Genomic DNA, 13,390 nt, shown 5'->3' with positions numbered 1-13,390 from the left:
GGTCCAATTTTTCAGGAGGTATAATTATGTGTACGATTTTCGTGACAACCGATCAAACAATCACTCAAAAACAAATTGAACAAGCGTTCATGCCTACGACATCCCGCGGGCCCGATGCGATGCGCATCGAAAAAACGGATCATGGCTGGATCGCGTTCCAACGATTAGCGATCATGGGTCTTCACCCCGAAGGAATGCAGCCGTTCAGCTTGAATCGCTCTAAAATCGTATGCAATGGTGAGATCTATGGCTTCAAGCCGCTCAAAGAAAAGCTGATCCAGCTTGGATATACGTTCGGTTCCGAATCGGATTGCGAGATCTTGCTGCCGCTCTATCAAGAATACGGATGCAAGATGTTCTCGATGCTCGACGCGGAATATGCGTTAGTCCTATATGATGGAAAGAGCAACGAGTTGATCGCGGCTCGCGATCCGATCGGCATTCGGCCACTCTATTATGGCTATACGCAAAACGGCTCGATCGTGTTTGCTTCCGAGCCTAAAAACCTAGTGGCTCTTTGCGAAAAGATCTTGCCCTTCCCTCCAGGTCATTATTATAAAGACGGGGAATTCATTTGTTATAAGGATGTCAGCCAGGTCGATTCGTATCTCGATGACGATCTGGAAACGATCGCGAAAAACATTCACGACAAGTTGATCGCTGGTGTGGAAAAACGGTTAGATTCCGACGCGCCTATCGGCTATCTTCTTTCTGGCGGGCTGGATTCATCGCTTGTTTGCGCGATCGCTCAATCCAAAAGCAGCAAGCCGATCGAAACCTACGCGATCGGAATGGATCAGGATGCGATCGACTTAAAATACGCCAAAGAAGTTGCTGAATATATACAAAGCAATCATCATGAGATCATCATCGACGAACACGATGTCCTCTCTTCCCTTGAAGAAGTCATTCAAGCGTTAGGGACCTATGACATCACGACGATTCGCGCGAGCATTGGAATGTATCTTATCTGCAAAAAGATCCACGAAATGAGCGATGTCCGTGTTTTATTGACCGGGGAGATTTCCGATGAAATGTTTGGATACAAATATACGGATTTCGCTCCTAGCGCGCAAGCGTTCCAAAAAGAAGCGGAAAAACGGATGCGCGAGATCCACATGTATGATGTTTTGCGGGCGGATCGATGCATCGCTTCCCATTCTATGGAAGCGCGTGTTCCTTTTGGGGATCTCGACTTTGTCGATTATGTCATGCATATCGATCCGGCAAAAAAAATCAATACGTACAATAAAGGAAAATATTTACTTCGTCACGCGTTTGAAGGCGACGACTTGTTGCCGTATTCGATCTTGATGCGTGAAAAAGCCGCGTTCTCGGATGCCGTCGGACATTCTATGGCCGATTCGATCAAGCATTTCGCAGAAGCATTCTACAGCGATGAAGAATACGAAGAGAAAAGAAAGCAATACAAGCACGCAACGCCATACACGAAGGAGTCGCTGCTGTATCGCGAGCTTTTTGAAAAATACTATCCTGGCCAAGACGAGATGGTCAAAGATTTCTGGCTCCCAAATCAAAATTGGGAAGGTTGTCAAGTGAGCGATCCGAGCGCTCGCTATTTATCGAACTATGGAGATAGTGGAATTTAAGGAGGAAGTCTATGCATTATTTGAATCACGAACACGATGCTTGCGGAATTGGCGCCGTCGTTCAAATGAATGGGATCAAAAGTTATTCGATCGTCGATCAATCTTTACAGATCGTAGAAAAGCTTGAACATCGAGCTGGAAAAGATGCGAGCGGTAAAGTAGGCGATGGTGTCGGGATCTTGCTACAAATCTCTCATTCCTTCTTTTCCCGACTTCCCCTCGATTTAAAAGAAGAAGGCGATTATGGTGTGGGCATGTTCTTTTTTCCAAACTCCACACTAGAAAGCGCCCAATCGATGAAGCTCTTCGAAACGATCGTCGCGAAAAAAGGGTTGCGCTTTTTAGGCTGGCGTAAAGTGCCGTGCCATCCAGAGATCTTAGGCGAAGCGGCTTTAGAATGCATGCCCTTGATCTATCAAGGATTCATTGAACGGCCTGATTCGATCGAAAAAGGTCTCGATTTCGACCGTCAGCTCTATTTAGTGCGCCGCGAATTCGAAAAGTGCGCCAAAGATACGTATGTGGCTTCTTTATCGAGTCGAACGATCGTCTACAAAGGCATGTTCTTGGTCGATCAGTTGCGTGCTTTTTATGACGACCTGCAAGATACAAACTATCAAAGCGCGATCGGGATCGTCCATTCCCGTTTTTCGACCAATACGACACCTTCCTGGAAAAGAGCCCATCCAAATCGTTTGATCGCCCATAATGGCGAGATCAATACGATCCAAGGCAATGAAAACAGGATGATGGCGCGAGAAGAAAGCATGCATTCTTCGCTTATTGAATCCAATTTTCAAGAGATCCTTCCCGTGATGGATGTGACTGGATCCGATTCCGCGCGTCTGGACAATACGCTTGAATTTTTGATGATGAATGGTATGGATCTTGTCAAAGCGCTCATGATCCTTGTTCCTGAACCCTATAAACATACAAATATGTCGAAAGACAAATACGATTTCTATCATTATTACGCGACCATGATGGAGCCTTGGGATGGTCCTGCCGCGATCCTTTTTTCGGATGGCGAGATCGTGGGCGCTCAGCTCGATCGAAATGGGCTCCGTCCTGCGCGTTACTATATAACGAAAGACAACACCTTGATCTTGTCTTCCGAAGTGGGTGTCTTAGACCTTCCTGCCGATCAAATCGTGGAAAAATCACGATTAGAGCCTGGCAAGATGTTGGTGATCGATACGAAAGGCGCTGGCTTGATCGAAGATGAAGCGCTCAAAGCAAAGTATGCGAAAATGCATCCTTATGGAGAATGGCTCCACCAATCTCTTCTCCATTTAAAAAGTCTTTCAGCGCCAGACAAAAAAACCCGGATCCATACCCAGGAGCAACGAGATCGTCTTTATAAATATTTTGGATATACGTATGAAGATATGAAAGAGCAGATCTTGCCAATGGCCAAGATGCATAAAGAACCGATCGCGAGCATGGGAACCGATATTCCATTAGCGCCATTCAGCAAGCTTCATCCGAATCTATTCCAATATTTTAAGCAATTGTTCGCACAAGTCACCAATCCACCGATCGATTCTTTACGTGAAGAAGTCGTGACGGATACAACTGTATATATTGGTTCCGACGGAAACTTGTTAGAGGATGTTAAAGAAAACTGTCGCGTTCTTGAAATCGAGCATCCGATCTTAGATAGTCAAGATATGGATAAGATCAAAAATCTCGATAAGGAAGGCTTCAAACCATATGTCTTATCGACTCTCTTCTATCGTGGGATGCCTTTAAAGGATGCGATCGAGCACTTATTCGTAGAAGCGGATCGAGCATATCGGCAAGGCGCCAATATCTTGATCTTATCGGATCGCGGCGTTGATGAAAGCCGCATGGCGATCCCTTCCCTTTTAGCGGTTTCCGCTCTTGAACAACATTTGATCAAGACGAAAAAGAAAACAGCGATCTCGATGATCGTCGAAAGCGGCGAACCAAAGCGCGTTCATGATTTCGCTTGCTTGTTAGGCTATGGAGCGAGTGCCATCCACCCATATTTAGCTCATGAATGTATCGAGGAAATGATTGATCTAGATATACTCGATAAAGAACCATCGAAAGCGATCGCAGACTACAATGAAGCGATCTTGATGGGAATCGTAAAGATCGCAGCCAAAATGGGAATTTCTACGCTTCAATCATATCAGGGGGCACAGATCTTTGAAGCGATCGGTATTGGTAAAGAAGTGATCGATACATATTTCACGAATACGGTTTCCCGCATTGGTGGCGTTGGATTAGAGGAAATGGAACGCGATATCATCTATCATCACGACCATGCCTTCGATCCACTTGGTTTAGGCACGGACGCCTCGCTCGATTCGATCGGCTTCCATAAGCTAAGAAGCGGACCAGATAAAGAAGATCATCTTTACGATCCTAAATCGATCGTTCTGCTTCAAAGATCTTGTTGGGAAAACGACTATTCGCTTTTCAAGGAATACTCTTCTCGTCTCAACGCAGAACATCATCCGCATACGCTTCGTTCTTGTATGGATTTTGTTTATGAAAGAGAAGCGATCGACATCGAAGAAGTCGAAAGTGTCGAATCGATCGTAAAACGTTTTAAGACGGGTGCGATGTCGTATGGCTCGATCTCTCAAGAAGCGCATGAATGCATGGCGATCGCGATGAATTCGATTGGCGGAAAATCGAATTCTGGAGAAGGCGGCGAAGAAAAGGAACGTCTATACACGAATAAAAACAGCGCGATCAAACAAGTCGCTTCAGGTCGTTTTGGGGTGACGAGCGAATACCTTGTTTCTGCCAAAGAAATTCAAATCAAGATGGCGCAAGGCGCAAAACCTGGCGAAGGAGGACATCTACCAGGAAATAAAGTGTATCCTTGGATCGCAAAAACGCGCTGCTCGACGCCTGGCGTCACACTGATTTCTCCTCCTCCTCATCACGATATTTATTCGATCGAAGATCTCGCGCAGCTGATCTATGATTTAAAATGCGCGAACGATCAAGCGCGTATTTCTGTCAAGCTCGTGTCCGAATCGGGGGTTGGAACGATCGCTTGCGGCGTGGCGAAAGCGGGCACTCAAGTCATCTTGATTTCGGGGCACGATGGAGGAACGGGGGCCGCTCCGCAAAGCTCGATCCATCATGCAGGTCTTCCTTGGGAACTTGGCGTGATCGAAACGCATCATGCGCTTGTAGAAAACAATTTGCGTGATCGTGTGTACGTGGAGACAGATGGAAAGCTCATGACAGGTCGCGACGTGGCGATCGCCGCTCTTCTTGGAGCGGAAGAATTTGGTTTCGCAACAGCTCCTCTTGTTACGATGGGATGTCGGATGATGCGGGTATGTAATTTGGATACTTGCCCATTCGGGATCGCGACCCAAAATAAGGAATTGCGCAAACGGTTCAAAGGAAAGCCTGAATATATCGTACACTTTATGGAATTTATCGCTCAAGAGCTTCGGGAGATCATGGCTTCGCTTGGCTTTAGGACACTCGATGAGATGGTTGGTCATAGTGAATGCTTGCAGATCCGCGAAGAGGATGAGGAAAATTTGCATATCGCTCGGTTAAAAGAAATGATCAAGAAGCCTGTCTACTTGTCTTCGGGCGAAAAAACATTCTTTGATTTTAAATTGGATGAACGGCTCGATATGGTGGATGTTTATCCAGCTTTCAAACCATTCATGCTCTCCAATCCAATCCCTCACCAGGAGCGTTTGAAGATCAGTTCTTTGGATCGCGCCTTTGGTACGGAATTTGGCTCCATGGTCACTCGTAAATATCAAAACACGTTAGAGGAAGACACGTTCACGTTGCATTTAGAAGGTGTGGGCGGCCAAAGCTTTGGCGCTTTCCTTCCTAAAGGTGTTACTTTTGATCTTGTCGGGGATGCCAACGACTACTTTGGAAAAGGATTGTCGGGTGGAAAGCTCATCGTTTCTGTCGATCCATCTTCTCCTTTTGAGGCCGATCAAAACGTGATCATCGGCAATGTGGCTCTTTATGGAGCAACAGAAGGAAAAGCGTTGATTCAAGGAAAAGCGGGCGAAAGATTCTGTGTAAGAAATTCTGGTGCGACAGCCGTCGTAGAAGGATGTGGAGATCACGCGTTAGAATATATGACTGGAGGAACCGTTTTGATCTTAGGCCGCACTGGAAAAAATGTGGCTGCCGGTATGTCGGGAGGAATCGCCTACATTTATGATGTTGAACACGATTTATATGAACGCCTCAACGATGAGCTGGTCGACATGGAAAACGTCTCACATAAACAAGATGTAGAAGCGATCTACAGCTTATTGAAGGAGCATTACGAAGCGACACATTCAAAAAAAGCGAAAGAGCTTTTATCACATTTTGATGAAGCGCTGCCGCATTTTAAAAAGATCATTCCAAGAGATTATAAAAAGATCAAAAACGAGATCAAATCGCTGATCGATCAAGGTTTCGATCAAGATGAGGCGGAACTCAAGGCATTCCGCTCGATCCATGCATAGGAGGTCATAGAATGGGAAAACCAACGGGATTTTTAGAATTTGAACGAAAAGAAAATGGGAAACGCTCGGTTTCAGAGCGCATCTATGATTTTGAAGAGTTGTATATAGATCAAGATGAGGCCGTTCGAAAAGAACAAGCGGCTAGATGCATGAATTGCGGCGTTCCGTTTTGCCAATCCGCGATCGAGCTCAAAGGTCGAGTGACAGGATGTCCATTGCACAACCTCGTTCCAGAATGGAACGAGGAAATCTATCAAGATAATATCGCCTATGCTCTAAATCGATTATTGAAGACCAATCCATTTCCTGAATTTACTGGTCGCGTATGCCCTGCTCTGTGCGAGAAAGCCTGCTTGAATGGCTTGGAGGGGCTTCCTGTGTGCATTCACGATAATGAGAAATTTATTATTGAATCCGCTTTTGATGAGGGGTTGATGAAACCGAAGATCCCGACTGTGCGCTCTTCAAAAAAGGTCGCCATCATCGGTTCTGGTCCGAGCGGTCTTGCTCTTGCGCATACGCTCAATCAAAGAGGTCATATCGTTCGTGTGTATGAACGAGAGGATACGCCTGGAGGTCTTCTCATGTACGGGATCCCCAACATGAAGCTGGAAAAAATGATCGTGAATCGAAGGATCCAGCTCATGAAGCAGGAAGGGATCGAATTCTTTACCAATACGGAGGTTGGCAAAACGGTCAGCTGTTCTGAATTGCTCGAGGAATTTGACGCGATCGCTTTATGCGCGGGCGCTAAAAAGCCAAGATCGATCCTCGAGGCGATCGATGAAGTCGATGGCGTTTACTATGCGGTCGATTTCTTGAGTGAGGTGACAAAAAGCTTACAGCTCCAGCTTCCTTTATGTGATCTTCAAAACAAAGCGATCGTGATCGTAGGTGGTGGAGATACGGGAAATGACTGTTGCGGAACAGCTGTTCGTTTAGGTGCGACAAATATCACCCAATTAGAAATGATGCCAGAACCTCCTAAAGAGAGGCTAGATTCTAATCCTTGGCCTGAATGGCCTAATGTCTTGAAGACCGATTATGGACAAGAAGAAGTCGCGTATGTGCAAGGAAGCGATCCTAGACTTTACAATACAACTGTGGAATCGATCGATGTGATGGATGGGCATATTTGCCAAGTCCATATTTGCAATGTCAAAATGGGTCCTCATGGTCCTGAAAAGATCGAAGGAAGCGAACAAGTCCTTCCTTGTGATGTGCTCTTAGTCGCAGCAGGCTTTGTCGGGATCGAAGATTCTTTAAAGGAAAGCTTTGATTTGGAAGTGACGCCAAGAAATACGATCAAAACGCTTCCTTTGCATTATCAAGTGGATGAGGAGCTGCCTTTGTTCGCGGCAGGAGATGCAAGAAGGGGTCAATCTCTTGTGGTTTGGGCGATCCACGAAGGGATCGAATGCGCAAAAGAGATCGATCAATACTTGATGGGATACTCCAATTTAGAAGGATATAAATAGTAAGTTTAGCCATCGATCCAAAAGGATTTGTGGCTTTTTTTACATTTCTATATAATAAAAATATGAATATAATTCGTTGGCTTCAAACTAAGCTTTTTCAATTTTTCGCTCTCTTCTCTTCTAACACTGAGCAATCGAACGCTACAAAGAAACGACCCTCGAGACAGTATGAACCTCGTGAGATATGGTTCTGTACAATGCCTGTTGAAGAGGAGGATCTTCGATGGATTCCTTCTGGACATGAAAAACGCCCTTATCTTGTTGTAAAGGTGGGAGAAGATGGATTTTGGGGATACCCGATGAGTACAAGTCATAAAAAGTATCCTTTTGATAAAAAAATGTTTTGTAAAAACTTGTATGGTTCAAACGGAGTCGTTAAAGATTCTTATATTTTGTTTTTCCCGTCCGTATATATTCCGGAAGATCATGTTCTCTACTTTGATTCAAAATTGCCTAAGCAATGGGAGCACGCGATCGATCGGCGTATCTTGTGTCAAAAGCATCAACATTTTTATCAACAGTATTTTACTTTTCATTCCAATCCTGGTTTCGAAGTGGGCGATCTTGTGAAAAATAAAACGGGTCAGTTGTGTTTCTTTTACAAGAAATTATCAGGTGGAAAGAATGAAGTGTTTTTGATGTGTCATAAAAGAACGACTGATCTATCCATCATGATTTCGTTTCGCAAGCACCATTTTTGGATCGATCCATCGGACCCGAAGTTTTATGAGGAGAATGAGATCTTTTTGTTTTCGATCATGCAGAAAAACGAAGTCAATGAAATTATAGGTTCCATTCAGAAAGTGATAAAGAAAATCACAAAAAGCTTGTTGATCAAAGAAATAAATGAGGAAAATATAATTCCTGAAAAGATTTCCTTTCTTTATGAACCAGGAACTGTTTTTGAAGATATCAACTCGAAAGAAACCTACATCTACTTTTTCTCTTATAAGGAATTCCACTATTTTCTTCCTGATTCTTGGTATGAGAACGATCGATTTAGTTTATACGAAAGCAAGCTGCTCTTCAATTCGCCAGTCGCTAGCGTAAGCGATTATGAAATGAAAACAATGCTTGCACGCTTGAAATCTGTCCACGGGAAATATTATCTAGCTTTAAAAAAAGTGGAAAAAGAATATTGGGAAAAGTATTCTTTTTCATCTCTTCAAAAAGAAAAAGGTATGGAAGAGCGTTCTCCTGCCTCCTTAAAGCCTAAAATTAATATGAAAATCGTTCATGAATCGTTTGGAGAAGGTGTGATTCAAAAGATCGATGGAGATCATGTCCTTGTTTTATTTGGAAACGATACGAAGACTTTGAATTGGAAATTTTTGGTCGATCATCATAAATTCTACATTTTATAACAAATAAAAGAGAAGCAGGATCTTTTATTTTTAATCCACTTCTCTTTTTTTTGAAATTAGTCGATCTCAACGATCATTTCGATCTCGATTGGAGATCCTAATGGAAGCTCGGGAACCGCGAGAGCTGTTCTCGCATGTCTTCCCTTGTCGCCAAAGACTTCTTGTAAAAAGTCACTGGCTCTATTGGACACGACATGCTATCGTCGATACTAGTAGACCCTTGTAAGCTGATGGAGTGGTCCACTATCTTTGAGACGCGATCATGGATATAGCTGATTTGTGGTCTAAAAATCTTTGTTTTTAAGATTCTTATTCATTTTGTCATTTCCTAAAAAATTGAACTGTATTCGCTCTATCTTCTTTATTGGGTCGCCTTTGTGCTTCTCAGGATTTAAATCCATGAGGCACTTAGTAATTCTTTTTTGACACTGGGATCCATACTTCATACTTAGCGTTTTGCGGGTCTGGATTTAAATAAACCTCAATATCGGGCGCGTTGGCATATTCATATCCAGATGTAGGTAACCACTCGGTTATGATCCGCTGCTCCAATTCCTGGATAGATTGATTTGTACCTGTTCCAGAAAATATCGCCCAAGTTGATGCAGGTACGATGTATTCTTCAAACTCATCGCTCGCTTTTGTACTGGAAACCGCAATAAAATATTTCCATTGTTCCACATCGTTGCAGACACTCACGCCTAAAAGTCCTTTAGGCGACGAGTCCATCATTGTTGCCAATTTCTGTATTGTTTGATTTTTAGCGGCATCCTCCCACATCTTTGGGACTACCATAAAGTTGTTTTCGATTTCCTTTTCAAGTGGTGCAGATACACCAATAATGCGGAAAGATTCTTTTGTTTCAATTCTATAATCCATTTCTGTCGCTCCTTTTATACTCATTCTAAACACAATGGGAGAAAATGATTTCACGGAAATTCCCTCGTCTTTCACGGACGAGGGGGCGATCCCATGAAAAGACTGGAACGCTCTGTTAAATGCAGTCGGAGAACGGTAACCGTATTTTTGTGCAACATCAATAATCTTTGCCTCTCCACCCTGCAAATCCACCGCTGCTAAAGACATTTTTCTTCTTCGGATATACTCTGCCAAAGTGATTCCCGCCATATAGGTAAACATTCTTTGATAATGGTACGTAGAACAGCAAGCTATTCGAGCAAGCTGATCATAGTCAATTTCATCTGTCAAATGTTCCTCAATATAATTCATGCTTTGATTTAATCGTTCAATCCATTCCATAAGACCTCCTTAATCACATAGACTATACTGTATTTCAATGAATACACTTTTATTATAGATTTATTCTTTTATTCTTTCCTCTCTATTCTTGCACAATAAAGAGAGATTACAATTGAGTAATTGGAACATCATCACAACGGATCAAAAAGAAAAGCGACAGAGTTTTTTATACTCTGCCGCCATATAGCGTGATCATTAAAAATGCATTCTTTATCACTCAAGTGACGATCAAAAGAGTGCATCAATCGATCTCAACGATCATTTCGATCTCGATTGGAGAACCTAATGGAAGCTCGGGAACCGCGACAGCTGTTCTTGCGTGTCTTCCCTTGTCGCCAAAAACTTCTTGCAAGAAGTCGCTGGCTCCATTAGTAACGACATGTTGTTGGGTAAAGTCTGGTGCGCTGTTGACAAAGCTTTGAAGCTTGACGATCTTTTTGACTCGTTCCAGATCGCCTAGACTCGCTTTGAGTGCCGCTAACGAGTTGATCATGCAAAGTTTGGCGGCTTGACTCGCCTCTTCTAGACTGACTTCGCTTCCTACGTGGCCTGTATAGATCAAGGCGTTGTTTTTTGTTGGAAGCTGTCCGCTTAAAAATAATAAATGACCTGCTTTTTGAACTGGAATATAGCTTCCTTTGGGCGCAGCCATTTCGGGAAGCTCGATCCCAAGTTCTTTTAATCTTGATTCAATACTCACTTAAAGCTCTTCTCCATTCGTCTCGATCACATGTTTGTACCAATCGAACGATTTTTTCTTCATGCGATCCAATGTGCCGTTTCCATCGTTGTCTTTATCGACATAGATGAATCCATAGCGTTTCTTCATTTCTCCAGTGGATGCGGATACGATATCGATCGGTGCCCACATCGTATAACCTAGTAGATCGACACCTTCATAGTTGACAGCATCCCGCATCGCTTCGATATGGCTAGCGAGATAGTCGATGCGATAATCGTCTTCGATCGTGCCTTCCGGAGTGATCATATCGACTGCCCCAAATCCGTTTTCAACGATCATCATCGGCTTATGCCAGCGATCCCATACCCAGTTGAGCGAATAGCGTAAACCAAGCGGATCGATCTGCCATCCCCACTCGCTCGCTTTGACATATTCGTTTTTCACAAGGTCTTTGGATTCGGTATAGTCGAATGTCTTATCGTTTTCATCTTTGTCTTTTGTAGCGAAAGACATGTAGTAAGAGAATCCTACGTAATCCACCGTTCCTGACAATAAGTCTTTTTTCTCTTCTTCGCTCAAGTCGATATGAAGATCATCCCGTTCCCAAAGCTTTTCGATCATTGTTGGAACTTTTCCTGTGCAATGTACGTCGCCAAACCAATACCGTGTATTCATCGCGTTGTAGGCTTTCATGATATCTCTAGGATTGCAGGAGTAAGGATAGATCGGGCAGAATGCGATCATGCATCCGACCATCATGTCTGGATCGATCTCGTGTGCGGCTTTGACAGCTCTTGCGCTAGCTACGAGTTCATTGATCGCCGCCTGGTACATGAGCTGTTCTTGGTTGTCGCCTTCTTTGACTAGAATTCCACTGTCCTGGATCAAATGATGCGCGCTTGTCCAATCTGTTTGGTTATTGATTTCGTTGAAGGTCATCCAATATTTGACTTTGCCTTTATAGCGTTCGAAGCAAACTTTGGCAAAACGTACGAACAAGTCGATCACTCTTTTATCGGCGAATCCATTGTATTTTTTAACGATTCCCCATGGCATTTCAAAATGCGACAAGGTGATGACTGGCTGGATGCCTTGCGCTAAGCAAGCATCAAAAAGGTCATCGTAAAACTTCAAGCCTTCTTCGTTTGGTTCTTCTTCATCGCCATTTGGAAAGATCCGCGTCCAGGCGATCGATGTACGGAACGCTTTGAAGCCCATTTCTCCAAAAAGCTCGATATCCCCTTTATAATGATGATAAAAATCAATCGCTTCATGGTTCGGATAGTTTTCGCCTTCGATCACTCCATCTGTGATTCGGCGAGGAACGCCATTTGCGCCAGCCGTCATGACATCGGCGACGCTGATTCCTTTTCCGCCTTCTTGCCATCCACCTTCAAGCTGGTGAGCCGCTACAGCTCCGCCCCATAAAAAATCTTTTCTAAATCCCATAGATTAATTCCTCCTATTGCTTCTATTATCCAATGAATTGTGTGGAATTAAAAGGGTTGATTATTCAAAATGCTTCGATAAAATGTACACAAGGAGATTATTATGAAACAGAAAAACATTCTTTATAAATTCTCGTTAGTCGCTTGTATGCTTGTAGCCTTCTTTCTTGTTGGCTGCGCTTCAAAAGCGTCGTCGGAAGAAAAAGCGGCATTGAAGATCGATCCAAACCAAAGCTATGTGGCGGATATTAAAGTCAAAGACTATGGAACGATCAAAGTCCAGCTAGATCCTTCTCAAGCGCCGATCACTTGCGACAATTTTATTCAACTAGCCAATGAGGGTTTCTATGATGGCTTGACATTCCATCGGATCATGCAAGGGTTCATGATCCAGGGCGGCGATCCAAACGGAAATGGGACTGGCGGATCGGATCAAACAATCAAAGGCGAGTTCAAAAGCAATGGTGTCGAAAACGAACTTTCGCACACGCGAGGCACGATTTCGATGGCTCGCTCCAACGATCCCGATAGCGCGAGCTCGCAATTCTTTATTTGCGACGCGGATGATCCATTTTTAGATGGAGACTATGCGGCCTTCGGGCATGTGATCGAGGGGATGGATGTGGTCGACAAGATCGCCTCGGATGCGAAGCCAACCGACAACAACGGCACGATCCCTGAAAAGGAACAGCCTGTGATCGAATCGATCAAGATCACTGAATCAAAATAAAAGACAGGAAACATTGATAAGCTCCCCTAATAGTAGACACGCCAAACAACTAAATTTGGAGGTCCTATTAGGGGGCTTTTTATATGGGAAGAAAATCAAAATACACTATAGATTTTAAATTATCTGTTGTTGAGCGCTATTTAAATAAAGGAGAAGGATCCGTCACGATTGGAAAAGATTTAAATCTTAATCCAAACACTGTAATGAAATGGGTAAAACAATTTCAAAAGTCGGATGCTGAAGCTTTTCTGGAGAAACCAAGAAATCAATCCTATTCAAAAGAATTCAAAATACAAGCGATTGAGGAATATTTGACAGGAGGATGTTCGTATCC

9 protein-coding genes are annotated in these 13,390 nt (G+C 43.6%); 6 read left to right on the top strand and 3 right to left on the bottom strand.

From position 1 onward, the window contains the following. Positions 1 to 26: 26 nt before the first annotated feature. The 4 genes from asnB to BO225_RS04525 all read left to right on the top strand — a co-directional run bounded on the left by asnB (position 27) and on the right by BO225_RS04525 (position 8,936). Entirely contained in the window at positions 27 to 1,610 is a 1,584-nt protein-coding gene (gene asnB, locus BO225_RS04540; RefSeq protein WP_076341088.1) for an asparagine synthase B, read from the top strand. 11 nt (positions 1,611 to 1,621) lie between these two features. Then, positions 1,622 to 6,094: a glutamate synthase large subunit gene (gene gltB / locus BO225_RS04535; protein ID WP_076341087.1), complete on the top strand. Its 4,473-nt coding sequence runs from the start codon at positions 1,622 to 1,624 to the stop codon at positions 6,092 to 6,094. Between the two features lie 11 nt (positions 6,095 to 6,105). After that, entirely contained in the window at positions 6,106 to 7,572 is a 1,467-nt protein-coding gene (locus BO225_RS04530; protein WP_076341086.1) for a glutamate synthase subunit beta, read from the top strand. A 197-nt stretch (positions 7,573 to 7,769) separates the two neighbouring features. Further along, positions 7,770 to 8,936, top strand: coding sequence for a hypothetical protein (locus BO225_RS04525; RefSeq protein WP_076341085.1), 1,167 nt, complete (start codon positions 7,770 to 7,772; stop codon positions 8,934 to 8,936). 408 nt (positions 8,937 to 9,344) lie between these two features. Here the strand turns inward: BO225_RS04525 and BO225_RS04515 are convergent, their stop codons facing one another. The 3 genes from BO225_RS04515 to BO225_RS04505 form a co-directional block, all read right to left on the bottom strand. Continuing rightward, positions 9,345 to 10,196: an AraC family transcriptional regulator gene (locus BO225_RS04515; RefSeq protein ID WP_076341084.1), complete on the bottom strand. Its 852-nt coding sequence runs from the start codon at positions 10,194 to 10,196 to the stop codon at positions 9,345 to 9,347. A 241-nt stretch (positions 10,197 to 10,437) separates the two neighbouring features. Then, positions 10,438 to 10,896 (bottom strand): RidA family protein, encoded by a 459-nt coding sequence (locus BO225_RS04510; protein WP_076341083.1) that lies wholly within the window; start codon positions 10,894 to 10,896, stop codon positions 10,438 to 10,440. Further along, positions 10,897 to 12,327, bottom strand: a complete 1,431-nt coding sequence (locus tag BO225_RS04505; RefSeq protein WP_076341082.1) for a 6-phospho-beta-glucosidase — start codon at positions 12,325 to 12,327, stop codon at positions 10,897 to 10,899. 102 nt (positions 12,328 to 12,429) lie between these two features. On the opposite strand from BO225_RS04505, the gene BO225_RS04500 reads away from it, so the two are divergent. Both BO225_RS04500 and BO225_RS04495 read left to right on the top strand, forming a co-directional pair. Continuing rightward, complete coding sequence (locus BO225_RS04500) at positions 12,430 to 13,056, top strand: peptidylprolyl isomerase (protein WP_076341081.1); 627 nt, start codon at positions 12,430 to 12,432, stop codon at positions 13,054 to 13,056. An 83-nt stretch (positions 13,057 to 13,139) separates the two neighbouring features. Further along, positions 13,140 to 13,390: transposase (locus tag BO225_RS04495; protein ID WP_143356765.1), on the top strand; the 251-nt coding region annotated here is incomplete at its 3' end.

The organism is Dubosiella newyorkensis, from assembly GCF_001945605.1.
In the GTDB taxonomy this organism is placed as follows: domain Bacteria; phylum Bacillota_I; class Bacilli_A; order Erysipelotrichales; family Erysipelotrichaceae; genus Dubosiella; species Dubosiella newyorkensis.
The sequence above is the reverse complement of the archived record's forward strand: the minus strand, read 5'-3'. Positions and strand labels throughout refer to the sequence as shown.